The organism is Chelativorans sp. M5D2P16 (genome assembly GCF_034427935.1).
GTDB lineage: Bacteria > Pseudomonadota > Alphaproteobacteria > Rhizobiales > Rhizobiaceae > Chelativorans.
Genome location: NZ_JAXQNM010000030.1, coordinates 122,043 through 146,495, shown reverse-complemented (window position 1 = coordinate 146,495; position 24,453 = coordinate 122,043). Strand labels below are relative to the sequence as shown.

21 protein-coding genes are annotated in these 24,453 nt (G+C 65.2%); 4 read left to right on the top strand and 17 right to left on the bottom strand.

Annotated features, from left to right (window positions below):
- Positions 1-29: 29 nt before the first annotated feature.
- The 9 genes from SIN08_RS15340 to glp form a co-directional block, all read right to left on the bottom strand.
- Positions 30-869 (bottom strand): alpha/beta hydrolase, encoded by an 840-nt coding sequence (locus SIN08_RS15340; RefSeq protein ID WP_322452475.1) that lies wholly within the window; start codon positions 867-869, stop codon positions 30-32.
- A gap of 180 nt (positions 870-1,049) precedes the next feature.
- Positions 1,050-2,600: an alpha/beta fold hydrolase gene (locus SIN08_RS15335; RefSeq protein ID WP_322452474.1), complete on the bottom strand. Its 1,551-nt coding sequence runs from the start codon at positions 2,598-2,600 to the stop codon at positions 1,050-1,052.
- Between the two features lie 289 nt (positions 2,601-2,889).
- Positions 2,890-3,090: a hypothetical protein gene (locus SIN08_RS15330; protein WP_322452473.1), complete on the bottom strand. Its 201-nt coding sequence runs from the start codon at positions 3,088-3,090 to the stop codon at positions 2,890-2,892.
- 45 nt (positions 3,091-3,135) lie between these two features.
- Positions 3,136-3,828 carry a TVP38/TMEM64 family protein gene (locus SIN08_RS15325; protein WP_322452472.1) on the bottom strand — a complete coding sequence of 231 codons (693 nt, stop codon included), beginning with the start codon at positions 3,826-3,828 and terminating at the stop codon, positions 3,136-3,138.
- Positions 3,829-3,883: 55 nt separating this feature from the next.
- Positions 3,884-5,014: a sterol desaturase family protein gene (locus SIN08_RS15320; protein ID WP_322452471.1), complete on the bottom strand. Its 1,131-nt coding sequence runs from the start codon at positions 5,012-5,014 to the stop codon at positions 3,884-3,886.
- A 641-nt stretch (positions 5,015-5,655) separates the two neighbouring features.
- A complete protein-coding gene (gene fdhF, locus SIN08_RS15315; protein WP_322452470.1) occupies positions 5,656-8,451 on the bottom strand; it encodes a formate dehydrogenase subunit alpha in 2,796 nt (931 codons plus the stop codon).
- Position 8,452: 1 nt separating this feature from the next.
- A complete protein-coding gene (locus tag SIN08_RS15310) occupies positions 8,453-10,060 on the bottom strand; it encodes an NAD(P)H-dependent oxidoreductase subunit E (RefSeq protein WP_322452469.1) in 1,608 nt (535 codons plus the stop codon).
- A gap of 245 nt (positions 10,061-10,305) precedes the next feature.
- Positions 10,306-10,539 carry a sulfurtransferase TusA family protein gene (locus SIN08_RS15305; protein WP_322452562.1) on the bottom strand — a complete coding sequence of 78 codons (234 nt, stop codon included), beginning with the start codon at positions 10,537-10,539 and terminating at the stop codon, positions 10,306-10,308.
- A gap of 250 nt (positions 10,540-10,789) precedes the next feature.
- The gene (gene glp, locus SIN08_RS15300; RefSeq protein ID WP_322452468.1) at positions 10,790-12,046 is read right to left on the bottom strand and encodes a gephyrin-like molybdotransferase Glp; all 1,257 of its coding nucleotides are present in this window, start codon (positions 12,044-12,046) and stop codon (positions 10,790-10,792) included.
- Between the two features lie 155 nt (positions 12,047-12,201).
- Between glp and fdhD the strand changes: the two genes are divergently transcribed.
- Both fdhD and mobA read left to right on the top strand, forming a co-directional pair.
- Entirely contained in the window at positions 12,202-13,089 is an 888-nt protein-coding gene (gene fdhD, locus SIN08_RS15295; protein WP_322452467.1) for a formate dehydrogenase accessory sulfurtransferase FdhD, read from the top strand.
- Positions 13,079-13,705, top strand: coding sequence for a molybdenum cofactor guanylyltransferase MobA (mobA, locus tag SIN08_RS15290; RefSeq protein WP_322452466.1), 627 nt, complete (start codon positions 13,079-13,081; stop codon positions 13,703-13,705). Before fdhD ends, mobA begins: the two co-directional genes overlap by 11 nt.
- Before the next feature lie 83 nt (positions 13,706-13,788).
- Here the strand turns inward: mobA and fosX are convergent, their stop codons facing one another.
- The 6 genes from fosX to SIN08_RS15260 form a co-directional block, all read right to left on the bottom strand.
- The gene (fosX, locus tag SIN08_RS15285) at positions 13,789-14,208 is read right to left on the bottom strand and encodes a FosX/FosE/FosI family fosfomycin resistance hydrolase (RefSeq protein ID WP_322452465.1); all 420 of its coding nucleotides are present in this window, start codon (positions 14,206-14,208) and stop codon (positions 13,789-13,791) included.
- Positions 14,209-14,298: 90 nt separating this feature from the next.
- On the bottom strand, positions 14,299-16,278 hold the full coding sequence (locus tag SIN08_RS15280; protein ID WP_322452464.1) for a molybdopterin biosynthesis protein: 1,980 nt from the start codon (positions 16,276-16,278) through the stop codon (positions 14,299-14,301).
- 10 nt (positions 16,279-16,288) lie between these two features.
- Positions 16,289-17,419, bottom strand: a complete 1,131-nt coding sequence (locus tag SIN08_RS15275) for a molybdopterin-binding protein (protein ID WP_322452463.1) — start codon at positions 17,417-17,419, stop codon at positions 16,289-16,291.
- A 61-nt stretch (positions 17,420-17,480) separates the two neighbouring features.
- Complete coding sequence (locus SIN08_RS15270) at positions 17,481-18,317, bottom strand: extracellular solute-binding protein (RefSeq protein WP_322452462.1); 837 nt, start codon at positions 18,315-18,317, stop codon at positions 17,481-17,483.
- 16 nt (positions 18,318-18,333) lie between these two features.
- Positions 18,334-19,056 (bottom strand): energy-coupling factor ABC transporter ATP-binding protein, encoded by a 723-nt coding sequence (locus SIN08_RS15265; protein ID WP_322452561.1) that lies wholly within the window; start codon positions 19,054-19,056, stop codon positions 18,334-18,336.
- A 2-nt stretch (positions 19,057-19,058) separates the two neighbouring features.
- Complete coding sequence (locus tag SIN08_RS15260) at positions 19,059-19,751, bottom strand: ABC transporter permease (RefSeq protein ID WP_322452461.1); 693 nt, start codon at positions 19,749-19,751, stop codon at positions 19,059-19,061.
- A gap of 85 nt (positions 19,752-19,836) precedes the next feature.
- On the opposite strand from SIN08_RS15260, the gene SIN08_RS15255 reads away from it, so the two are divergent.
- Positions 19,837-20,718: a helix-turn-helix transcriptional regulator gene (locus SIN08_RS15255; protein WP_322452460.1), complete on the top strand. Its 882-nt coding sequence runs from the start codon at positions 19,837-19,839 to the stop codon at positions 20,716-20,718.
- A 49-nt stretch (positions 20,719-20,767) separates the two neighbouring features.
- Here SIN08_RS15255 and SIN08_RS15250 read toward each other — a convergent pair whose 3' ends face one another.
- Positions 20,768-20,974, bottom strand: coding sequence for a DUF6494 family protein (locus tag SIN08_RS15250; protein WP_322452459.1), 207 nt, complete (start codon positions 20,972-20,974; stop codon positions 20,768-20,770).
- A 90-nt stretch (positions 20,975-21,064) separates the two neighbouring features.
- On the opposite strand from SIN08_RS15250, the gene SIN08_RS15245 reads away from it, so the two are divergent.
- Positions 21,065-22,366, top strand: a complete 1,302-nt coding sequence (locus SIN08_RS15245; protein WP_322452458.1) for a c-type cytochrome — start codon at positions 21,065-21,067, stop codon at positions 22,364-22,366.
- A 4-nt stretch (positions 22,367-22,370) separates the two neighbouring features.
- Here the strand turns inward: SIN08_RS15245 and SIN08_RS15240 are convergent, their stop codons facing one another.
- Positions 22,371-24,410: a 4Fe-4S binding protein gene (locus tag SIN08_RS15240; protein ID WP_322452457.1), complete on the bottom strand. Its 2,040-nt coding sequence runs from the start codon at positions 24,408-24,410 to the stop codon at positions 22,371-22,373.
- Positions 24,411-24,453 lie beyond the last annotated feature (43 nt).

Here is a 24,453-nt window from a genome sequence, read left to right as displayed (position 1 = left end):
GATCGATAATTGTACCATTGTCTACTGCGTCACGGCTGCCGTTCCTGGGCGTCTTGCGCAAACTGCATCAGTTCACTGTTGAACCGGTCCGCCTCCTCCACGAACGTCATGTGGCCGATGTCCGGATACCATGATGGGACGGCGCGCGGGCACGTCGCCACGATATGCTCGCCCATCGCCGGCAGGATGATCTGATCCTTGTGCCCGTGGCTCACGAGGACGGGCACGGTCAGCGCCGCCAGGACATCATCGGAATCGATCTCGCGGGCAACCAGCGCCGCCCGTACCTTGGCAGGTACGGCCATGTTCCAGCCCAGCGCAGTCTCGAACAAATCCGCGGGCAAGGGCGTGGAAGTGTTGGCGCGCAGGAAACGTCGGATCGCCTCGATGTTGGTGGGCAGATCGTCGCTTGTGGCGCCGACGACGTTGTCAACGAAGCCGGGACCGATCAAGGTGCCAAGGGCCTCTTTGTTCAGCGTGACCACCGCGCCGACGAAGTTGATGCCCGCGATCTCGGCGGTCCCGTAGGCGCGCAGATAATCGCCGACGATGAAGCCACCATAGGACCAGCCCACGAGAACGGGCCGGTGAAGGTCCAGTTGCTCGATCACCGCGGCGATGTCGTCCGCCCACAAGCGGGGCTGGGTGTAGTGGTCCGGTTCGAGCGGAGCCTGCGACATGCCGTGGCCGCGCAGGTCGAGGGCCACGAGACGGAACGCGTCCGCCAGTTCGCTTTCATACTGCCTTTGCCAGCACAGATGACTCTGCGACCAACCGTGAATAAACAGGATCGACGGCGCGGTCTCCTCGCCCCATTCGCGGACGTGCAGCCGGACTCCACCACCGCCTTTCAGCTCGTGAACCTTCATGATAGTTCCTCTCGCCATCCGTGGACTGCTACCCGATCAGGGTAAGGGGCGGCCGTTGAAAACAGCGTCGGAGACACCGTCGAAATTGGGCGGTTCGCCGTTGAAATTGGCGGGGTCGTAAGGGTGAAGGTTTGGCAAGTTCTCGCCGAAAGATGGCAAGGGCGGCCACGCCTCCGAGCGCTACGGCCGCGCCGTTTCCGCCACGAACCGCTTCACTTCCCGCATCAGGCGTGCAAAGGCCGGTTCTTCGGCGAGCAAGATGTGGTTGGCACTGTCGAGATCGACAAATCGTGCTCCGGGGATACCCGTAGCGAACTCTCTCCCGGAACTGAACGGAACGGCAGCATCGTCACGGGCGTGCAAGACAAGCGTGGGAACGGAAACCTGCGACAGCAACCCCGCAACGTCGATCTCGCCGAAGGCCAAATGCAGCCGGCAGGCGTTTTCGGGCCGAACGGTGACGCGCTGCAACTCGTCGAACCAGTCCATCTGCTCCGGGCTCGCGCCCGGTATGAGCGTCATCGTGAAGAGGCGCCGGAACACCGGATTGCTTTGTCCCCACCCTTCCCGCATCAGCGTCGTCATGGCCTCATGGGTCGCCACCTCATGGTCGTTCCCCCGTTTCTGCCACCCCTTGACGAAGCCTCCATAAAGGATAAGGCCGGATACCCGATCGGGATGCCGGACCGCATAGCGGACCGAAACCGCGCAGCTCTGCGACACGCCCAGAAGGGTGAAACGCTGCAGCCCCGCCGCATCGACCACGGTCTCGAGGTCCGAGAACATCGCCTCGAACGAAATATCGCCGACATCCCAGTCGGACAGGCCGTTCCCCCGCTGGTCGTAGCGAACGAGGGTCATGCCGTCGGACAGCGCGTCGATCCAGTGGCACCACACCGGGCTTTCCCAGTCGTACTGGAGATGCGACATCCAGTGGGCCGCACGCACGATCGGCGCCCCCTGCCCACATACGGCATAGGCGATCCGCACGCCGTCAGGAGTGGTGCGGAAGCGGATCTCCTGAGGGCGAGCGGGAGTCATGGAGCCCGGCATAGCGCCCTCCGGCGGTTGCGAGCTTTGCGGCATCACAGGCCGGCCAAACCGCGACGCGGCCTCCGCCGGGTGCCATGCCGGCACAGGTAGCACAGCGGCTTCACCGGGTTCCTCTTCGGTGAGGCTTTCGAGCATGGCCTGATAAACCGACCGTTTCTCGGGCCGATCCTGGAGCCGCTCTGCCAACCGCCGCAGAATCTCGATGTGCCATCGCCGCGCGGCGTTCTGATGATAGAGCCGCCATGCCTCGAAGCTTGGGCAGCGCGGCAGGCAAAGGTCGGCCAGAAATTCTCCACGAGACGCCGCTACAAGCGCCTCCAGGTCGACCGTATCCAAAGTGTTTATCTTTCCGGACCGGAAGCTGGTCACACTCGCGAAGTCAAGGTCGATCATATCCGGATCGAGCAGAACAGAGTGACGGTCGGCGACCAGGCGCTTACAATCCGCAGTGTTGGTGAGCCGCCTCAGCTTGTGGAGGCTCCAGCGCAATGAGGCCCGCGGATCATCCGTGAGCCCCCAGAACAGGCTACACAGATGTTCGCGACGTTGCGGCCGTCCCACCACCGCAAGATAGGCTAAAAGGGCGCGTGTCTTTTTCGAGTGCGGCAGCGCCAAAGGCCGTCCGCCGCATTTGACACTCAATCCGCCCAGGACTTCGATCTGAAGACGGGTAGCCATGGAGCACCGGATCATCTTCGTGCGTTCTGTCAACATAGCAGCGACGCGATCGCCGCCACAACCTGCCACATCCCGACTTGCAGCTCTTTCCGCTCGCCGGCTGGATGCTGACAGTTGCACAGGAGGGCCTTGGGCAGAACCACCCTGAGCGGTCATCCTTGAGCAGAAGACCGTCTTTGAAGCACAGCGCCATGAACGCACGGGTGAAATAGCTTCGCTCGAATGGCCGACAGGTCCGTGTTTTTCCAGGAGGCGTGCCGCTGGTGCAGGCGAAGGTCGCGGAGAAAGGTCAGCGGCGGCTGGCCAAAGTGACCATGAAGCGTAGCGCAAAGCCGGAGCGACTCATGGCCGGCGCCTGCGCGAGGCTGCGCAGCGTGTGCTCCTCCGCCGGGCGTTCCAGCATCGCCGCAAGCGCCGCGGAGAGCCGCTCGTCGCCGAAAATGCCATCTGGGCGTATGAGAAGCCGCTGCCGGCATGCCCGCGGATCCACACCGGGATGATGACGGACAAGGTCAGGGCCATGGGCACGCCTGGTTCATCCATCCCTGTAACGCTCCCACAGAAGCTTCAGCGCGATGGGCAGAAGCGTGATCCCACCGACCGCGACGGCTATGATCATCATGCGCGTGGGATCGGCGGTTATGAACTCTTTCCCGAAATAGGTGAGCAGGAAGCTGATCGGAACGACGCCGACAAGCGTAGCGACCGCAAAGCGCCAGAATGCGAGCGGCGTCAGCCCGGCCGCATAGCTGATGGCGTCGAAGGAAATGAAGGGAACAAGCCGCGAGGCGAAGACGATGGCCATCAGCCAGTTCTGCGACCGGTCCTTGCGCAGCAGGTCGAGGAGCGGCTCCACCCTTGACCAGTGCCGCATCGCTTCATAGCCGAAGATGCGGGCGATCGAGAAGGCGACGATCGCTCCGGCCTCCGCTCCCGCCACGACATAGATCGTGCCCAGGATGGGCCCGTAGACCGCACCGGCTACAAGAGCGATGGGGCCGCTCGGGATAGGGCTCAATATGATTGCCCCGGCAATCATCACGATAATCGCCAACGGTCCCCAGAAACCGAACCGCCGGACCTGGTCCTGCAGCGCCCGCTCATCGCCGAGGGTCTCAAGCGCGCCGGATTGAGAGAGCCACCAGTACAGGACCGCCAGCGCGAGCACGACCACGGCCCCGACCGCGACCTTGGTCCACGCCGTTCCACGGTGGCGACGGTCCGCCAACGGCCCATGCTCCTCTTCGGTGCAACTTCGCACCACGCTCCGCCTGCCGGTTATACTACCCCGGAAGCCGTTTGCCGACGCTGAAACGCCGGTATCGACGCGGCTTCTCGCCCGACGGCAAGCGATCGGTCGGCGGCTGTTCGGCGAACGGCATTTCGACCAGTTTCGGCAAGGTCACGTCATCGGGACTGCGATAGGCCGGCACGCCGATGTCTATCTCGCTCTGCGGCACGTCGAGCCTCAAAGTGCCATGCAGCCAGTCCCACAGCGTCAGACCGCTCGACCAGTTGGAGTTGACTTCGTCCTCTATGATCGAGTGGTGAATGCCGTGCATGCGCGGCGTGACGAAGAACCGGGAGAGCCGACGCTCCAGAGGCAGCGGTAGCCGCAGGTCCGAGTGATGGAACATCACCGAGACGAGCAGAAATGTCTGCCACATCGAAAGCGGCCGCGGCGCGATGCCAAGGAGAGCCACCTGCGCTGCCCGATAAGGAACCGACAGTGCCATCTCGCCGAAATGGAACCTGAGCGCCGTTGAGGTGTCCATGTCGAGATCGGCGTGATGCACCTGATGGAAGCGCCAGAGGAACGGCACCCGGTGGACCATGATGTGCCAGAGATAGAGCGTGTAATCCAACAGCGCCACGGCCAGGACATTCTCGACCCAAGCAGGGAGGCGAAACCGCTTGAGCAAACCCCGGCGGCGACGCTGCACAAGTTTCGCGAGCGGATTGACGATCGGCCTTTCCAGCGCCTGGAGTGTGACGGCGCTCAGAGCCGCCACCGCAACGTTGCGAATGTTTCGCCTGACCTTCCCTTCCCGGTGCTCACGCAGCGGCCGGCGCATTTCCGCCCATACCAGAAGCCCGAAAGCACCGACAACCAGTGCACCGCTCACCCAACCCGCTATGCGCCTATCCTGCCCCATCGCCGATTTACCGGCTCCGCCCTGGTACAGCCGCTGCGGCAGCGCTGCCTTGGCCACTTTCGGCATCTGGTAAAACAGATATTTGGCTGCGACGGCCACCTGCGCCGCGAAAGCCACGGCAGTGGTGAGCGGGAGCCATGGTCGCCGCCTGAACCGATCGGGCGGTCCGGCGGCGGCAAAGACCAGGTTCACGGCATGCATTGCAATTGCAAGCGACCGGCCCGGCATGCCGTAGCGCCCGGCGATGATCCATCGCACGCCTGTCATCTTCCTGCAGGGAGTGGCGCAGATCGAACGGGCTCAGACCAGGGCTGGTCAGGTCCATCAGATACTGTCGCATCACTCCTCCTGGCGGCGCGGCATGTCTCCAAGACATCCGGAATGGGACACTGGACAACTCACATCTCCAATCGGCCACCGACGTGCTGTATCGTCCAAATGCCACTGCGATCGTGACCAAGAACGGCGGATCTCTCAATCATGATCTAGGTCGCGGCAGTAACCGCGCAAAGACATGCGCGACCACTCTCGCGACTCGACCACCAGCGGATCACCCGGCAGCAAGCGGTGAAAGGCTGGCGTCAAGACGCTCGCTGGCGCCATCGGTCGAAGCTTCAAGAGAAGTGACAACCCCGGCTCAGGTATTCGTGAAGGGATCTTCCAGATGCCATCCTGATTGCGAAGGGTAGCAGCAAGCCAAGCGCCTGCCCTCGGCATGGTCTCCGACACCATTGACGACACGAACGGCCTTCTCGCCGCCTACCGCGGTGAGATCGGGGCGGCGCGGGCGTTTCCAACAGCCCGCCTGCTCGGATCGCCATGATGGATTGTAAGGCATCGCAACGCGACAAGCTTCATGCGATGCCGCCAGCGCGCCGGCGGACGGCGCGCGCTGGCGATCACGTCATGGCGGCTTCCATCTGTGCTGCCGGCCCGACGCGGGCGGCACAGTATTTGAACTCCGGGATCTTGCCGAAGGGATCGAGCATGGGGTTCGTGAGCTGGTTGGCCGGGCTCTCGTTGAAGCAGAAGGGCATGAACACCATGCCGTCGGCGACTTCCCGGTCGGCGCGCAGAACCGCCTCGATGGTTCCCCGCCGGGTTTCCACTTCAATGATGTCACCCGGCGTCAGCCCCTGCCTGGCGATCTCGCGCGGGTTCATCGCCGCGATCCCGTAAGGCTCGATGGCGTCCAGAACGCCTGCCCGGCGCGTCATCGCACCGGTGTGCCAATGCTCGAGCAGACGGCCCGTCGTTAGCACGAGCGGAAACTGCTCGTCGGGCACCTCGGCCGGAGGCAGGAGGTCGGCCGGTGTGATGCGGCCACGGCCGTCCGGCGTCGGGAAACCCTCGGTGAAGATGATCTCGTTGCCCGGCTTGTCTTCGGCATCGGCCGGATAGATGACCGAGCCCTCCCGCTCCACGCGCTCCCAGGAGATGTTGCGGAGAGAGGGCATCATGCTCGCCATTTCCGTATAGACGTCGGAAACCTGCTCATACTTCCAGTCGAGCCCCATGCGTCTGGCAATCTCGACGATCAGTTCCCAATCCTGCCTGGCCTCACCGGGCGGATCCAGCGCGGGGCGACCGATCTGCACCTGGCGGTTGGTGTTGGTGTATGTGCCGATCTTCTCGGCGTGGGCCGAGGCGGGCAGAACCACATCGGCGTGCCATGCGGTCTCGGTCATGAAGATATCCTGCACCACCAGATGGTCGAGCATTGCGAGCGCCTCACGCGCATGGGTCTGGTCAGGGTCCGACATGGCCGGATTCTCACCCTGTATATACATACCCTTGATCTCGCCCTCATGGATGGCGTCGACGATCTCCACCACGGTGAGGCCGCGCTTGGGATCCAGCGTCTGGCCCCAGAAATTCTCGTACTGGCTGCGGATATCGACGGACTCGACCGATTTGTAGTCGGGGAAATACATCGGGATGAGGCCCGCGTCCGAGGCGCCCTGGACGTTGTTCTGGCCGCGCAGCGGGTGGAGCCCGGTGCCGGGCCGGCCGACATGGCCGGTGATCAGCGCCAGCGCGATCAGGCAGCGGGAATTGTCGGTTCCGTGTGTGTGCTGGGAGATGCCCATGCCCCAGAAGATGATCGAGCGCTCGGATTTGGCGTAGGTCCGGGCGACGTCGCGCAGCACCTCGGCGTCGATGCCGCAGACTTCCGCCATCGCCTCGGGCGAAAAGTCCTTCACCTTCTCCTTCAGCGCCTCGAAACCCGACACATTGGCCTGGATGTACTGCTCGTCGTAGAGCTTCTCCTCGACGATCACATGGATCAGCGCGTTCAGCATGGCGACGTCCGTGCCCGGCTTGAATTCCAGCGCATGACTGGCATGCCGCATCAGGTCCTGGCGGCGCGGATCCATGATGATCAGCTTCTTGCCGCCTTTGGCCGCCTGCTTGAAATAGGTCGCGGCCACCGGATGGTTCACGGTCGGCCGCGCGCCGATGATGACGATGCAATCCGCCTTGAGCGCGTCGTTGAACGGCGCCGAGACGGCACCGGAGCCGACCCCTTCCATGAGCGCGGCCACCGAGGATGCGTGGCAAAGGCGCGTGCAGTGGTCGACATTGTTGGTGCCGAAGCCCTGCCGCACCAGCTTCTGGAAAAGGTAGGCCTCCTCGTTCGAGCCCTTGGCCGAACCGAAGCCGGCCAGCGCCTTGCCACCATGGGCTTTCAGAAGCGCGGTCAGGCCGCCGGCTGCACGCTCAAGCGCCTCTTCCCAGCTCGCCTCGCGGAAAACGGTGAGCGGATCGACGCCGCGCAGGTCGATATCGGCGGACTTGGGTGCGTCATCGCGCCGGATGAGCGGCTTCGTCAGCCGCTCGGGAGACATGACGTAGTCGAAACCGAAGCGGCCCTTGACGCAAAGCCGGTTCTCGTTGGCATAGCCGTCGCGGCCGTCGACCTGGACGATTTTGTTGTCCTTCACCGCCACCTTGGTCTGGCAGCCGACGCCGCAGAACGGGCAGACCGAATCCACCACCTTGTCGAAGGACTGGACGGCGCGGGTCTTGCCTTCCTTGTCCATCAGCGATTTTTCGTAGAGCGCGCCGGTGGGACAGGCCTGGACGCATTCACCACAGGTCACACAGGTCGAAAGGCCCATCGGGTCATGGATGTCGAACACCGGCACCGCATGATTGCCGCGGTTCGCCATGCCGATCACGTCGTTCACCTGCACCTCGCGGCAGGCGCGTACGCAAGCGCCGCAGGAGATGCAGGCATCGAGATTGACGGCGATCGCCGGGTTTGTGATGTCGAACTCCGGCGCCAGATCATCTGAGGCGAATTTCGACCCTAGGCGATCGCTTCCGGAAATGCTCATGGAGGACGCCCACTCCCAGAAAAGGGACTGGTTGTCCGGCCCTTCCTCGGCGGGACGCATGTTGCTGGCCAGAAGCTCGAACACCATCTCGCGCGATTTCTCGGCGCGTTCGGTGTCCGTGCGCACGACCATGCCCTCCGCCGGCTTGCGGATGCAGGATGCGGCGAGCACGCGCTCGCCGTCGATATCGACCATGCAGGCGCGACAATTGCCGTCGGGCCGGTAGCCGGGCATGTCGACGTGGCACAGATGTGGAATGCGTGTGCCTTCGCGCTTGGCCACTTCCCAGATGGTCTCGCCTTCGGTGGCGGTGACAGTCTTTCCGTCGAGCGTGAAGGTGATCTTGCTGGTCATGTCAAAGATCGTCCCGGAAATGAGTCAGAAGGTGGGTGACCGGATTGGGCGCAGCCTGGCCCAACCCGCAGATGGAGGCATCGCGCATCACCATTTCGAGGTCATGGATGGCATCTTCATCGGGCTTGCCTTGCTTCTTCAGGAGCGTGACCATTTTCTCGGTACCCTCGCGACAGGGCGTGCACTGGCCGCAGCTTTCGTGCTTGAAGAACTTCAAGAGGTTGACCGTCACGTCCTTGATGTTGTCCGCCTGCGAGAAGATCACGACCGCGTGCGAGCCGACGAAGGCTCCCTGCTCGGCGAGCTCGCCGCCGAAATCGAGCGGAATGTCGCCCATCGACGCCGGCAGGACACCGCCGGAGGCGCCGCCCGGCAGATAGGCCTTGAACTCGTGGCCTTCCGCCATGCCGCCGCAATAGTCGTCGATCAGCTCGCGCACGGTAACGCCGGCCGGCGCAAGCTTTACCCCCGGCTCGCGGACACGACCCGAAACCGACCAGGAACGGAGCCCCGGATGCTCGGGCCGACCCTGTTCGGCGAACCACCCGGCGCCCTTCTCGACGATGTCACGAACCCACCACAGCGTCTCGACATTGTGGTTGAGCGTCGGGCGGCCGAACAGGCCGACCTCGGCGATATAGGGCGGGCGATGGCGCGGCAGGCCGCGCTTGCCCTCGATGCTCTCCAGCATCGCGCTTTCCTCACCGCAGATATAGGCGCCGGCCCCCCGGCGCAGCTCGATGAATCCGGGCGTTGCGATGCCGGCTTCTTCCAGTGCGGCGATCTCGGTGCGTAGGATCTGCAGGACCGCGGGATATTCGTCGCGCATGTAGAAATAGATGCGCTCGGCTTCGACCGCATGGGCGGCGATCAAGGCGCCCTCCAGCGTGCGGTGCGGGTCCGTTTCCAGATAGAAGCGGTCCTTGAAGGTTCCCGGCTCGCCCTCGTCGCCATTGATCGACATCAGTCGCGGGCCGGGGAAGGAGCGCACGATGCTCCATTTCCTGCCGGCCGGGAACCCTGCCCCGCCCAGACCACGCAAGCCCGCATTCTGCATCGTCTCGATGATTTCGTCGGCAGGGGTCTCCCCTGCCCTCACCTTCTGCAGAAGCTGGTAGCCGCCCGAAGCCTTGTAGGCGTCGAGCCCGATATAGTCGGGAACCGCAACCCCCACATCGCCCGAACGCGCCATTTCGACGAGCGCATCGGCATCGGCATGATCGACCTCGCGGTCACCGATGCGTGCTGCCGGCGCGGTGGCGCAGCGGCCCATGCATGGCGCACGCACCACGCGGATATCCTGCGGATCGACGGATGCGGAAAGCTTCTCCAAGAGAGTCTCGGCTCCCGCCAGCATGCAGCTTATGGAATCGCAGACGCGGATCGTGAGAGGCGCAGGCTTCGCCGCGCCTTCCTTCACGATGTCGAAATGGTCGTAGAATGACGCAACCTCGTACACCTCGGCCTGCGACAGACGCATTTCCTCCGCGAGCGCCCGCAGATGGGGCGCAGAAAGGCAGCCGTATTGATCCTGGATCAGATGCAGGAACTCGATGAGTAGGTCGCGACGACGCGGTTGAGGTCCAAGAAGCGCCCGGACCTCATGCAACGCGTCTTCATCGATCGCACGCCCCTTTGGGCCACGATCGCGGCCGCGCCGATCTTGAAGTGCGTCTGCCCGCCCGCCGCGGGAGGAGTTATTCCTCGCCAACTCGGCAGTCACACCGGAACTTCCACTGTCGCGCAAAGACGTTCCTCCTCATTCACCTGCAAACCGGTTCGGTTTTCCTCCGTTCGCGAACCGTATACTGACCCCAACACTTAACAGAACTGGAGGTTGTCGGGGAACTGTCTTTATGGGTCCGTTCGCCTCTCGATCAGGAAGATTATACGCTCTTCATCGCGCGTAATGTCCTCAATGCGATCTCCCGTTTCGCTAATAAGATTAGGGATATCGACGGCTGCGAGCGGATCTGTGCAATGGACCTCAAGCCGGTCTCCCCTCTTGAGCCTGCCCAGCGCCCTGCGCGTTTTTAACGCAGGCAAGGGGCACATCAGCCCCGTCAGGTCAAGCTGGATGGTGGCCATGCGCCTTGGCACGACGAAGGGCATGCCCTCCGGCCTTTTCGCACGGGTTCCGAACGGTCCTATCGAGCATGCTTTCCTCCTTGCCGCCTCGCGTTCCTGGACGAGGCGAAACTTGCGTGGACCTAGAGGCAATATCCCGAAAGCTGCCACTTTGTTCCATATCTGGCATTTTGTATTCCAGAGGCGCTGTGTGTCAACCGGTAACTTTCACGGCGACGCAACACGCGACGCGCAATGGGCGGAAAACCAACTAGATCAGGTTCGAATAAGCGATGAAACTGACCGTTTGGCCCGCTTCGATCCCAGTGCATTCCTCGTCGAGTTCGACAAGGCCGTCCGTTTCGACCAGCGACGAAAGAAGACCCGCACCTTCGCGCGGAAACTTCACCGCCTCGTACGAACCGTCCTCGGCCCTGCGCAGGCTGGCTCGGACATATTCGCGCCGGCCCTTCTTCTTGCGGTAGGAGAAGGCGGCGCGGACGCTTATAGGAAGCTGGGGTGGCAGCTGCGCTCCGGCAAGGGCCAGAATGGCGGGACGCGCTATGTGGGCGAAGGTGACGAAGCTCGCCACCGGGTTCCCCGGCAGTCCGATGAAAGCCGCTCCCCGAATCACGCCCATCGCGACGGGGCGGCCGGGCTTGATGGCGACACGCCAGAAAACCAGCGAGCCGACCTGCTCGACGCTCTGCTTGACGTAATCGGCCTCACCGGTGGAGACCCCGCCCGAGGTGAGAATCATGTCGTGCGCCGTAGCAGCGGTCAGCAGGCTGTCGGCAATCGCATCGGGGTCGTCGCGGAGGATGCCGAGATCGGTGACATGGCAGCCGAGCCGGCCCAGCATGGCGATCAGCATGAAACGGTTGGAATCGAAAAGCTGCGTCGGGCTGCGCTGCCGGCCCGGCGCGACGATCTCGTTGCCCGTCGAGAACACCGCAACGCGTATGCGCCGGCGGACGGTGACCTCGGACAAGCCCATGGCTGCGGCGAGCGCGACGTCCTGGGGGCGCATGCGATGGCCGGCCCGCAAAACGGTCTTTCCAGCGGCGATATCCTCGCCTGCGGGGCGCACATTGGCGCCCTGTTTGAGGCCGGGCGGGAGAATCGCCCTCCCGGTCTCGTCCAGGCGGACATCCTCCTGCATGAAGACCGTGTCGGTTCCCTCGGGCATTGCGGCACCGGTGAATATGCGCACGACCCGGCCCTCGGGGACCGGCGATCCCGGCGCCATGCCGGCCTCGAGCCTGCCCGCGAGGGGATAAGCCCGTTCCCCGGTCTGCGGCAGATTGGCGCCGCTCACGGCGTAACCGTCCACCGCGGAATTGGTGAAGGGCGGCAATGCAAGCGGGGCCATCACGTCTTCGGCGAGGACACGCCCGTCGGCGGACCCGAGCGATACGGTCTCGGTCTCCTCCACCGCTTCCAGACGCGAGGTGAGGAGCGCGACCGTTTCGTCGACGGATTTCAGCGGCCCGCCGAAAGCAAAGCAGTCGTCAGAAAGTTGCGCCATCCTGATATACCGTTTCCACTTGCGCGCGCCGATCGACGTTGGACGTATTCGCCCGCTACTATAGGAACGAAAGGCTGACGCGCGAGCGTTTTCATGCGAGTTTGGCAGCAAATCCCGATCGCTGCGGCGACGAACACCCATTCTGCGAGAGCGTCATGCATAAGATCAAGAGCCACGTCAGCGTGGTCATGCCGGATCCGGAAAACCCGCGGCTGACCGAGCGGGTCAGCGGCATGGACCACATGGGAAACCCGGTGGAAGTGAGCGTTCCGGTCGAGCGTGCGTTGACCCTCTATCTGAATTCGCAGGAGATCGTCACCATGATGACGATCAACGACTATCCAGAATATCTGGCGCTCGGCTATCTGCTCAACCAGAACATGCTCAAGCCGACCGATCTCGTGACCGGGATCGACTATGACGACGACCTTCAGGTGGTGGTCGTGCGCACCGGAAGCGGAACCAATTTCGAGCAGAAGCTGAAGAAGAAGACGCTGACCTCGGGCTGCGCCCAGGGCACCGCCTTCGGCGATCTCATGGAGGCGCTCGAGACCATCACCCTGCCGGAGGCCGAATTGCGCACCTCCTGGCTTTACCGGTTGACCCGCACCATCAACACCACGCCTTCGCTCTATCTGGAGGCCGGCGCCATCCATGGCTGCGTGCTCTGCAAGGAAGACACGCCGATCTGCTATATGGAGGATGTCGGGCGCCACAACGCCGTCGACAAGATCGCCGGCTGGATGTACCAGAACGGCGTCGATGCGGGCGACAAGATCCTCTATACGACCGGCCGGCTGACCTCGGAAATGACCATCAAGACGGTGCGCATGGGCATCCCGATCCTCGTCTCGCGCTCCGGCTTCACCGCCTGGGGCGTGGACCTTGCGAGGCAGGCCGGCCTGACGCTCGTCGGCCGCGCGCGCGGCAAGAGGTTCGCCGTCCTGTCGGGCCAGGAGCGGATCGTCTTCGACGATGATCCGGCTGCCGTCGAGGAGGAGCCGGCGCGCATTCAACGCAAGGCCAGCAGACATGACGATTGAGCGCTCCGCAACGGTCGGCGTCATCCTGGCGGGCGGGCTCGCCCGGCGCATGGGCGGCGGTGACAAACCGATGCGGGAGATCGGCGGACGCGCCATCCTCGATCACGTCATCGCCCGCCTCGCGCCGCAATGCGATGGGCTCCTGCTGAACGCCAATGGCGACCCCGCCCGCTTCGCCCGCTTCGGCCTGCCGGTCGTCGCGGACACGGTGGAGGATTATCCCGGCCCGCTCGCCGGCGTGCTCGCCGCGCTCGATTGGTCGGCCGGGAACCGAGTGCAAGCGGAATGGGTCGTGAGCGTTGCCGGCGACTGCCCGTTCCTGCCGCGCGATCTCGTTGCGCGCTTCCACCAGGCGCGGGTCGCGGAAGACGCGCAGCTTTGCGTCGCGGCAACGGCGGACCGGTCGCACCCGGTGATCGGCCTTTGGAGCGTCGCTCTCAGGCACGATCTGCGCCGGGCGCTTATGGAAGGAATGCGCAAGATCGACCGCTGGACCGCCAATTACCGGCTCGCGACCGTTTCCTGGCCGATCGAACCGGTCGACCCGTTCTTCAACGCCAATACGCTGGACGACCTTGCCGAGGCCGAACGCCTCGCCCGGCTTGTCGAGCAGTGAGGGTCACGCCGACGGAACCTGTTCAACCGGCCCGAAACGGCCTCGCGCATTTGCTGCCAATCAGCGGGGTTCAGGGCTGGGGGCTAGCGTCCTTCCGCATAGCGCTTCAAACGCTCGTCAAGCGTGCCTGTATGCAGCTCGAACATGTGGTTATCGTCGTCATAGAAATAGATCGATTGCCCCTCGCCAGACACGCGTGAGCGCCCTTCTCGGACCTCCAGGCCGAGTCCACGAATGCGTTGCAAGTAGTCCTCGTATTGATGGTCGGCGATCTTGAAAGCAACGTGGTTATAGGTCCGTGTCGGAAGCGGCTCGCCTTCCATCGCTACAACCCAGATCGGCTCCTCTCCTTTTCCAATGAGGAAAAAACGCTCTTTGGAAAGAGAGAAGCTCTCCGAACCGCTGTCATAGACCTTGCGGGCGTCGAAGACTCTTGTGAGAATTTCCTGCATACGATCGAGGTCGCGGACAATGAAGGTGATGTGACTGAGGCCCTGAACCAAATCTTCCTCCTGCTTTAATGTGATGCGCTTTCGGAATCACAGGCACTTGATGAAGAAGAATGACCGGGGATTGCAGTCTGTTCTAGGGTCTCAAATCGCCTCTCCCGCAATCGTCCTGCGGAACCCCGCCTCCTCCAGCGCCTTTCCACCCTCTTCCGACTGCAGCGCCGCGAGAAAGGCCGTGACGGCAGGCCGGTCCTTCCGTGACGTGACCAGCGCGAAATCATAGTGCTCCTCGGCAAGCGGAATGAAGCCGAGCCCCGCTCCCTCAGCAACGGGCTCGATGGTGACCCCCCAGTCCGCGCGCTTTTGCGCGACCGCCGCCGCCACCGCGTTGTGCGAGCGGGGCTGGTTCCAATAGCCGTCCGGCCGGGCCCCACCGAGCAGGGAATCGATCAGGATGCGCGTCCCCGCACCCTGGTTGCGGTTGACCATCAGGCAGGTCGGATCGCCGAGCGCCGCGCGCAGGGCCTCTCGCGCATCCAGCCCCTCGAATCGCTCGTCACCCGGGCGGTAGACGATGCCCTGCATCCGCCGCCAGCCGGGCACCAGCTCAAGCCCCGGCTCCAGGAAAGGCTCGTTGTAGCGCCCCGTCTTCTCCTCCATGAGATGGATCGGCGCGAGGTCGCATTCGCCCCGGCGTGCCGCGGCGAGCCCGCCAAGGCTGCCGACGGCGAGGATGCGCACGGTGCGTCCCCCTGCCACGAGCGGCGTCACGATGCGGTCGAGCCCGGTGCAGTGGCTGCCGATGATGACGAGGTCCGGCACCCGCACCTGCGGCGTGAAAAGCGTCACCTCGGCCTTGCTGCCCGACGGCATGTGATCCGCCAGCGCTTCGATGCGGATGAAGCCGTCGGCCTGGGCGAAGGAGGTTATGGCGCCCGAGCCCTTGCCGGTCGGATAGGCCACGAGGTTCCCCTCCTCTCCCTTGACCAGCGACACCATGACGAATTCGGTGCGGCCAAGCTCTGAAGCGATGCGCAGCGGCACCCGCGCCGTAACCTGCATATCGGCTCTGGGCGGCAGGCCGGCCATCCGGCGCAGGACCGGAGCGATCATGTCGTGAAAGGTGAACATGGCCGAGGTCGGGAACCCCGGCAGGATGACGACCGGCTTGCCGTCGCAGACGGCGAGGCAAAGCGGCTTGCCCGGCTTCAGCGCGACCCCGTGCGCGATGATGCCCGGCTTGCCGAGCCGCGAGACGATGCGGTGGCTGACATCGCCCGCGCCCTTCGACGTCCCGCCGGACAGGACCAGCATGTCGTTTTCGGCCAGCGCCTGCCGCATCGCAGCTTCCAGCCGCGCCTCGTCGTCGGGAAAGCTGCCGAGGAACGCCGCCTCGCCGCCATTTTCGGCAATGGCGGCCGTCACGATGGCACCGTTGGTGTCGTAGATGCCGGCGGAGGGCAGCGGCGCACCGGGCTGAACGAGCTCATCCCCGGTCGAAAGCACCGCAACGCGCGGCTTCCGCGCCACCGGGGCGGAATGCTCGCCGCATGCGGCGAGCATTCCGATCTCGCGGGAGCCGATCACCGTGCCGGCCCGCAGCAAGACCTCGCCCCGGGCGATGTCGGAACCGGCATAGGAGACGAACTGGCCGGGCGAGGCGCTGCGCCGGATCTCGATGGCGCCGCCCTCGGCGGGATGCGTGTACTCGACCATGACGATCGCGTCCGCGCCGCGCGGCACAGGCCCGCCCGTAGAGATGGGAGTCGCGGTGCCGGCGGCAACGGTCAGTTCGGGCGTGACGCCACAGGCGATCGTTTCCCCGTTGAGCGTGAGCCGGACGGGGCGCCCTTCCGTCGCTTCGGCAATGTCCGACGAACGCACCGCGAAACCATCGACATTCGAGCGGTCGAAGGGCGGCACGTCGATCGGCGCGACGACGTTTTCCGCAAGCGCCAGCCCCAGCGCGTCGGCCAGGGGCCGCGCCTCCGCCGTGATGGCGCGCGGAAACAGCGCAGCCTCGAAGCGGGCGAGCGCCTCCTCCCGCGACAGGATCGTGAGGAACTGGTCCTGGCCGATTCCCTGGCGGTCGGAGAAATCGGAAGAACTCGGCGTGTCGGTCATTGCAGCAGGCTCATGTGAAATCTCGATGCGGGAGCGCCTCGACGGGAGTTCCCGCGGCATGTCCTTCGCTCTCGCCCGGTACAATAAACCACGCGTCGGCCATGCGCATCTGATCCAGCGAAAGGTCGCCGGCGGCAAGCGGCATCCAGGCCGCCTCTTCGCGTTTTACCACCACCAGTTCGGCCATGCCCACAGCCGATGAAACCTTGCGCGCCAGCGGCAGCACCATCCCGCGACTCGCCGACCGGCCGGCGAGCCGGTCGATGATCGGCTGAACCAGTGCGAGAAACGCGGCGAAGGCCTGATCGGGGGCGCCGGGCAGAGCGACGACCGGCAAATCGCCGAGCCGGCCGACCGCCGCCGTCTGGCCGGGCTGCAGTGCGATCTCGTGCGCCACCAGCGCTCCGCGCGCGGCAAGCGCGTCCGCCGTGGCGTCGGTGCGGCCCGCGCCCGTGCCACCGATCAGGAGGATGAGATCGCACGGGCTCCCGTCGAGCGCCCCGGCAATGCTTTTCGCGTCGCGGCCCACGGTCTCGATACAGGCCACCGCCGCGCCAGCAGCCACCGCGCTTTCAAGCACGAACCGGGCCGTCAGCCCGGCGCTGCTTGCCGCAGTGACATCAATGACGCGCAGAGGCGGCGCGCGCACAGCGACCTCCTTAAGCCCGGCACTGCGCAAGGCCAGCAGATCCACGGCAGACAGCCTGCGGCCCGGCAAACTCGCCGGCCGTTCCGCCGCCATGTCTTCGCCGGCGCGGCGGATGCCTCTACCCGGAATGGCCTCGGCAAAGACTTGCGCCATCGGCCCGCTGCAATCCACCAGATCGGCCTCCAGAACGCAGTCGCATCCCTCCGGCATTGCCTCGCCCGCCTCGACCCAGACCGGCGGAGACCCGAGCGGCACCGGCGCGTAGGCGGAGGCTCCCGCCAGATCGAGCGCGCGAAAGGCCCATCCGTCAATGACCGCGATGCTGCGCGGCGGCAGCGCGTCACGCAGCGGCCGCATCTCGGCGGCAATGCGGCCGAGCCCCTCGGAAAGCGGCAAACATGTCGGAGGGACGGGCGCGAGCCCGTCCAACAATGCGGCAAGAGCTGATTCGAAGCTGGTCAGCGCGCCTTGGGAAGGCTCAAAACTGTTCATCCCCGCATGATGTGCCAGATGCGCTTGCGTTTGCAACAGCAGTTGGCCGGCAACGAGGCAATCAGGAGCGTTCCCGCTCGGCATTCGGAAAGAACAATTGTTCTCCGTCGATCGCATATTCGCCGATGGCCTCCTGCCCTTCCCGCGAGATCAGCCAGTCGATGAATTGCTGACCGGGTTCGGCCTTCACGCTCGGATGTTTTTCCGGATTGACGAGGATGACGCCATACTGGTTGAAAAGCCGCTTGTCGCCCTCCACCAAAACGTCCAGATCACGGCGGTTCTCGAACGACAGCCACGTCCCCCGGTCCGCCAGCACATAGGCGTCCATGGCCGCGGCGGTGTTGAGCGCGGCACCCATTCCCTGCCCGATCTCGCGATACCAGCTGCCCTTCTGTGCCGCGATATCGATGCCGGCTTCCTTCCAGAGGCGAAGTTCGGCGCTATGCGTTCCGGAATTGTCGCCGCGCGAAACGAACGGCGCCTCAGCGGCGTATATGGCTTCGAGCGCTGCGGCGACATCCGAGGAGCCCCCGATGGCGGCCGGATCGTCCTTCGGGCCGACCAGCACGAAATCATTGTACATGACATCGAAGCGCTCCACCCCGAAGCCTTCTTCAACGAACGCTTCCTCCTGTGCCTTTGCATGCACGAAGACGACATCGGCATCGCCGCGCCGCCCGGTTTCGAGCGCCTGGCCCGTGCCCTGCGCAACCACCTTCACGTCGATGCCGGTCTTCTGCTCGAAGAGCGGCAGGATGTGCTCGAACAGGCCGGAATCCTGCGTGGACGTCGTCGATGCCACGACGATCGATTTATCCTGCGCGATGGCTGAAAGGCCCGCGGAAAACAGAAGCGCTGTCGCGGCGATTGCGGAAACCAGCAGACGGTTCGGCATAAATCCCTCCTGATTGTTAAAGGACGAGATCGCCGCGGATGAAGGCGGCGGCCTCGGGTGTCGTTGGACGATCGAAGAAATCCGCAGCATCCGCCTGTTCGCACAGGCGGCCGCGGACCATGAAAAGAACGTCGCCGGCGAGCCGGCGCACCTGGCCCAGATCGTGCGAGGCCATGACGATCTTGGTGCCTGAACGGGCGGCCATCAGGACGATCTCCTCGACGTGGCGGGTGGCGGCCGGGTCCAGGCTGGCGGTGGGCTCGTCGAGCAGCAGGATCTCCGGCTCGCGCGCCAGCGCCCGGGCGAGCGCCAGGCGCTGCTGCTCGCCGCCGGAAAGACGCCGCGCGGGCCGACCCGCGAGATCGAGGAGGCCCACGCGATCCAGCAGTTCCTCGACGCGCGCCGCGCGGCGTTCTCGTGGATAGCCCGCCTGCGCCAGGCCATAGGCGATGTTCGCGGCAGCCGAGCGGCGCAGCATCACCGGCTCCTGAAACAGGAATGCGCGGCGCGTCGGGCGGGTTTCACTGCGCCCTCCCCAACGCACGGTCCCCTCGGTGGGCGCGGTGAGCCCCATGCAAATCCGCAGGAGCGACGTCTTGCCGGAACCGTTCGGGCCGACGACGAGGGTGGGCGCGCCGGGACCGAGGGTCAGGCTCACCCGGTCCAAGATGGCCGTCGCGCCGGCGCGCAACGACACCCGGTCTAGGACGAGAGGCAGGTCGCTGAGTGCGGCGCGCATCATCACCCCGCCCGTTGCTCGGACCACACGCGCACCCCCCAGGCGGCGGCGTTGATGGCGAGGATGAGGCCGATGAGGATGAGGCCGAGACCCATGGCGAGCGGAAGGTTCCCCTTCGACGTCTCGAGAGCGATCGCCGTCGTCATGGTCCGCGTAAAACCTTCGATATTGCCGCCGACGATCATCACCGTTCCGACTTCCGCCGCCGCCCGCCCGAAGCCGGCCAGCATCGCGGTGATCAGGCTGAAGCGGCCGTCCCACAGCAGCGTCGCCACCCGGCCCGACGGCCCCACCCCCATGGCGGTGAGCTCGTCCCCATATTCGCTCCACAGGTCCTCGATGGTTTGCCGCGCCAGCGCTGCGACGATGGGCAGCACCAGAAGCGACTGGGCGATGATCATGGCGGTCGGCGTGAACAGGAGCCCCAAGGCGCCGAGTGGTCCTGAGCGCGACAGAAGCAGATAGACTGCGAGGCCGACCACGACGGGCGGCAGGCCCATGAACCCATTGAGCACGACGATGACCGCGTTGCGGCCGGGAAAGCGCGTCAGAGCCAGGATCGCGCCAAGCGGCAGGCCGACGAGCCCGGCGATGGCCGCGGCCGACAGGCTGACCATCAGCGACAGACGCACGATCGCGAACAGCGTCGCATCACCGCTCGCAATAAGCTGCCACGCGCTCAAGCTTTCCTGCATGCGCACCTCCCGGCGGTCTTTTGCTGCAATTTCTCCAGAGGAGTCAAATATTTGAATTCAAGCTGAAATATGCATAGATATGCAGATGGATTTTCTCACGACGAGCGAAGCTGCGGAATATCTGCGCCTCGGCGAACGCAAGCTCTATGAGCTGGTCGCCGACAACGCCATCCCGTGCAGCAAGGTTACGGGCAAATGGCTGTTTCCGCGCCATGAGCTCGACCGCTGGGTCCTCTCCGGGCTCACGCGCCCCGAAGGCATGGTGCCGGCGGCACCCCCGCCGATCGTCGGAGGCAGCCAGGACGACCTGCTTGAATGGGCGTTGCGCCAGTCCGGCTCCGGCCTCGCATCTCTAACGGAAGGCACCGAGAGCGGCGTCGGCCGGCTGATGCGCGGCGAGGTCGCCGCCGCGGCCATTCATTTCCACGGCGAGGCGCTGGGCGCGGAGGCGAATATCGCCGCCGTGCGGGCGATGCCGCGGCTGCACGATGCGGTGCTGGTCGGGTTCGTGCGGCGCGAACAGGGCCTTCTGGTCGCGACCGGCAATCCGCGCCAGCTTCGAACGCTCGCCGATGTCCTGGAGAGCGGGGCGAAAATGGCGGTGCGCCAGCCGGGAGCCGGTGCGCGCATGCTGCTCGACGTCCTGCTGGCCAACGCCGGCGCCGGCCAGAACGAGCTGAACCGGCTCGAACCGCCGTGCCTGACGGGCCCGGACCTTGCGGCCGCGATCCGTACCGGCCAGGCCGATTGCGGGGTCGCGACCCGCGCGGCAGCGCGCGCAGCCGGCCTCGAATTCGTGCCGTTGCTATGGGAGAACTTCGATCTGCTGATGCGCCAGCGGACCTATTTCCAGCCGTCGCTCCAGGCTTTGATCACCTTCCTGGCCCAGGGTGGCCTCAGCGGCCGCGCCGGAGAGCTCACGGGATATGACGCGACCCCGGCAGGAAAGATCCGCTTCTACACCTGACCTTCCGGATCTTCACCTGAACGGCCATGGTGCGGCATAGCCCCGGCGATCAGCCGAGATCGATTTCGCCTTCCACCACATGGTTCAAGGGCGTGCCCTCCGCCGTGATCACGGCCTTCACGGTCAGAGTCCCCTTGCCCTGCAGTCCCGCCTCCTCGACGGCCTTCTCGATGGCCTGCTGGGAGGTGACGCCGACCTGCTTCAGGAATTTGCGCATGGACACGTTGAAGGGATCGACTTCCATGTTCCGGGTCATAGATTGCCTCGATAGTCTGGGACGGTCGAACCGTCGGGTTGATCTCTTTTAAGGTAGCTTCGCAAAGCTGCCCGGCTAGCGGAACACGGAATGATTCGCTACGCAATGCATATGAGACGCGCTCCACGCTTCCTGGCTGCCGCCCTCCTCCTGCTCAGCACGGCGGCGGACGGGATGGAACTCAGAGGCCATGGTGGCCCGGTGCGGGCGATCGCCGTGGCGCCGGAGGGAACGGCCGCGATCACCGGCAGCTTTGACACGAGAGCCATCGTGTGGTCGCTCGAGACCGGCGAAGCGCGCAGGGTGCTGCTTTTCCACGGCGACGAGGTGAATGCCGTCGCGGTCCTGCCCGACGGCCGCTTCGCCACCGCCGGCGCCGATTCACGCGTTGCGATCTGGGAGCCGGGCCGGGACGCCCCGGCCCGCGTGCTCGAAGGGCATACCGCACCCGTCACGGCGCTCGCCGTCTCGCCCGACGGATCCATCCTCGCCTCCGCCTCGTGGGACACCACTGTCCGGCTCTGGCCGCTTGCGGGAGGAGATGCGCGCTTGCTCGACGGCCATGCGGGGAATGTCAATGCGGTGACCTTCCTCGCCGATGGCACACCCGTCAGCGCGGGATACGACGCAAATCTGATTTTCTGGCCGCAAGATGCCAGCGCGGCGCCGGTGCGCGTAACCATGTCCACCCCGCTCAATACGCTCGCGACACTGCCCGGCGACCGTGTTGCCCTCGGCGGGGCCGATGGAACGGTGCGCGTGCTCGACCGCGACGGCACGCTTCTATCCGAAGCGCGTGTCGCCCGGGCACCGGTGGTCGCGCTTGCTGCTTCACCGAATGGAGAACATCTTGCCGCCGCCGGCGTCCGGGATGCCATCGTCCTGCTCGATACGGCGAATCTCGCGCCCGTGCATGAACTGAACAGCCCCGGCATGCCGGTCTGGTCCCTTGCCTTCACACCGGACGGCGAGACGCTCCTGACCGGCGGTGCGGACCGCGTCGTGCGCCAATGGAACGTCGAAACCGGCGAGCCCATCGGCACGGTCGCGGCCGGCGAGACCGATCCGCTGGCCGAGTTCGCCGGTGATCCGGGGGCGGAAGCCTTCCGCGCCTGCGTCGCCTGCCACACGCTCGACCCGGAAGACGGCAACCGCGCCGGACCCACCCTTCACGGCATCTTCGGCCGCAGGATCGCCTCCGTCCCGGGCTATCGCTATTCGCAGGCGCTGCGCGACATGGACATCGTCTGGACGCCGGAAACGGTGTCGGAGCTTTTCGAGGTGGGACCGAGCACCTACACGCCCGGCACCAAGATGCCGGAACAGACGATCAACAACGACGAAACCCGCGCCGCCCTCATCCGCTTTCTTCAAAGGGAGACTGCCGACTGAGGGTTCAGGCAGGCTTGTCGCCACTCGTCTCGCGGTCGCGCAGATAGTCTTCCGACGTGCGCGGTGCTGGCCGAGTGGGGCTGGCATAGGGATCGAACCCTTCGTTGGTCACCGCCTCGACCCGGCAATTGTCGCACATCCGCACCACGTCGATTCGCCGCGCGTTCTCGCCCGCAAACATCCAGTGCTTGCCTTCGAGCGTGGCAACGATGCGCTCGACCGTGCTCTTCGTGCCGAACGGCTTGCCGCAGCGGATGCAGCAGTAGGGCTCTTCCTCCTTCACCAGCCGGCGCGGCGCCCTCCAGGCCTCAAAATCGAGCTGCGGCGCAAGCCGGATCACGTCCTCCGGGCAGGTGGCCGCGCAAAGCCCGCATTGCACGCAGGCGCTCTCGGCGAAATAGAGGGCCGGCTTGTCCTCGCTGTCGGAGAGCGCACCTGTCGGACAGGCCGATACACATGAAAGGCACAGCGTGCACCCGTCTGTGTTGACGTCGAGGCTTCCGAAGGGAGCGCCGGCCGGCAGCGACACACGGTCGGTCTGCATCGGCGCGGCACGGTGCAATTCGACCATCGTGTTTCTCAGAAGGTCCCGTTTCTTGCCGACAGGCAGAAATGTCGCCGGCCGGGACGAAGGGGTGCCGGGGACCACCTGGTCGAGCGCAGAGCGAAGGATGTCGGGATCGTCGGCTTCGATCAATCCGCAGGCCTCTGAGCCATAGCCGAGGGAGTGGGTCAGAAGGTTCGCGATGGTGATGTTTGCCGCAAGACCCGCCAAATCGTGTTTCGGCTTGGCGGGGCCGAGCGCCCTGACCGCGGAGGCGCCCCACGCCACGGAAGCGGCCCAGGCTTCAATGCCGAGTTGCGTGATCTCGTTCACCGCCACCGGCAGGACATTGGCCGGGAGTCCGGGCCCGAAACGGGCGAGCGCGTCGATCAGTGGCTCCCCGTGGCCGGTATCGTGGAACAGCACGACCGGCTCATGACCTCCCGCATTTCGGTAGGTGAGGAGAAGTGTGCGAACCCGCCGCAAAAGCGCGTCGGCGGCCGGCAAGGCGTAAGCGGCCGCACCCGTGGGGCAGACGGCCGCGCAATTGCCGCATCCGGCACAGACTTCCGCATCGATCGCAACGTGGTCGCCGGCCGGCGCGATCGCGCCCGTCGGGCACAGGTCGAGGCAGCGCGTGCAGCCGGTGATACGCGACCGCGAATGGGCGCACAGGGAATCGGAGAAATCGATGAAGCGCGGCTTGTCGAACTCGCCCACCATGTCGGCGGCCTTCCAGATCGCCTCGGCAATTGACGCCCGGTCGCCGGGATCGACCCGGATATAGCCGTCGCGCAATTCATGGGCCGGGAAAAGCGGCGTTTGCCCGGAGAGGTCGAGCACGATGTCGGCATGCGAGACCGCGCCGTTGCGCGCTTGTCCGAACTGCAGCTTCTCCCGCGAGGAGGGCGACGGCACGGCGAAATCGTCCACCGTCAGCTCGAAGGCCCCGAGATGGCCATGCGCATTGCGGATCGTCCCCTTCGCCACGGGAAAATCCCACACCCGGTGCGGCATCACCTCGCCCGGCCGTGACAGGAGGACGGTCACGTCGAGCTTGTCGGCAAGCTGCCGCCCCGCCTCGATTGCCGTCTCGTCACGGCCATAGATCAGGATCACGCCCCGGCTGGAAAGTGTCACGAGCGCCGGCGCCTCGGCGGGCTCGGCGGCCATGGCCATGAGGGCGGCAGCCTTCGGCCCGGCCTGCGCCGCGGTCTCAGCCCAGCCCGCCGTCTCGCGGATGTTCGCGAACGCCAGTTCGCCGGCGAAGCCGAGATCTTCGGCGACCTCCCTGAAGAGCGGCGCCTGCTGGGTGCAGCCGATTATCACCGCGTCGGTGCCGCCCAGGAAGGCGCGTACCCGGTCGAGCTCGGCGCCGCAGAACTGGTTTCCCGTTTCGACCTCGGCGCCGTGGCATCCGCGCGCGACGCTGTCGCCATAGTCCGGCATGCTCGCTTCGCAGGAGCAGACCAGTACCTTCCGCCGTTTCTCTAGGGTCATTTCAACTCCCGTGGCGCACCGCCGCCCATCGGTAGCGTTGCCA

Bases quoted from the DNA above. Each gene is read 5' to 3' on its own strand.
- SIN08_RS15250 (WP_322452459.1), bottom strand. From the start codon at position 20,974: ATGACCCGGAACATGGAAGTCGATCCCTTCAACGTGTCCATGCGCAAA.
- SIN08_RS15280 (WP_322452464.1), bottom strand. From the start codon at position 16,278: ATGACCGACACGCCGAGTTCTTCCGATTTCTCCGACCGCCAGGGAATC.
- SIN08_RS15240 (WP_322452457.1), bottom strand. From the start codon at position 24,410: ATGACCCTAGAGAAACGGCGGAAGGTACTGGTCTGCTCCTGCGAAGCG.
- SIN08_RS15260 (WP_322452461.1), bottom strand. From the start codon at position 19,751: ATGCAGGAAAGCTTGAGCGCGTGGCAGCTTATTGCGAGCGGTGATGCG.
- glp (WP_322452468.1), bottom strand. From the start codon at position 12,046: ATGGCGCAACTTTCTGACGACTGCTTTGCTTTCGGCGGGCCGCTGAAA.
- SIN08_RS15245 (WP_322452458.1), top strand. From the start codon at position 21,065: ATGATTCGCTACGCAATGCATATGAGACGCGCTCCACGCTTCCTGGCT.
- SIN08_RS15305 (WP_322452562.1), bottom strand. From the start codon at position 10,539: ATGGCCACCATCCAGCTTGACCTGACGGGGCTGATGTGCCCCTTGCCT.
- fdhF (WP_322452470.1), bottom strand. From the start codon at position 8,451: ATGACCAGCAAGATCACCTTCACGCTCGACGGAAAGACTGTCACCGCC.
- fdhD (WP_322452467.1), top strand. From the start codon at position 12,202: ATGCATAAGATCAAGAGCCACGTCAGCGTGGTCATGCCGGATCCGGAA.
- mobA (WP_322452466.1), top strand. From the start codon at position 13,079: ATGACGATTGAGCGCTCCGCAACGGTCGGCGTCATCCTGGCGGGCGGG.
- SIN08_RS15340 (WP_322452475.1), bottom strand. From the start codon at position 869: ATGAAGGTTCACGAGCTGAAAGGCGGTGGTGGAGTCCGGCTGCACGTC.
- SIN08_RS15335 (WP_322452474.1), bottom strand. From the start codon at position 2,600: ATGGCTACCCGTCTTCAGATCGAAGTCCTGGGCGGATTGAGTGTCAAA.
- SIN08_RS15255 (WP_322452460.1), top strand. From the start codon at position 19,837: ATGGATTTTCTCACGACGAGCGAAGCTGCGGAATATCTGCGCCTCGGC.
- SIN08_RS15275 (WP_322452463.1), bottom strand. From the start codon at position 17,419: ATGAACAGTTTTGAGCCTTCCCAAGGCGCGCTGACCAGCTTCGAATCA.
- SIN08_RS15265 (WP_322452561.1), bottom strand. From the start codon at position 19,056: ATGCGCGCCGCACTCAGCGACCTGCCTCTCGTCCTAGACCGGGTGTCG.
- SIN08_RS15270 (WP_322452462.1), bottom strand. From the start codon at position 18,317: ATGCCGAACCGTCTGCTGGTTTCCGCAATCGCCGCGACAGCGCTTCTG.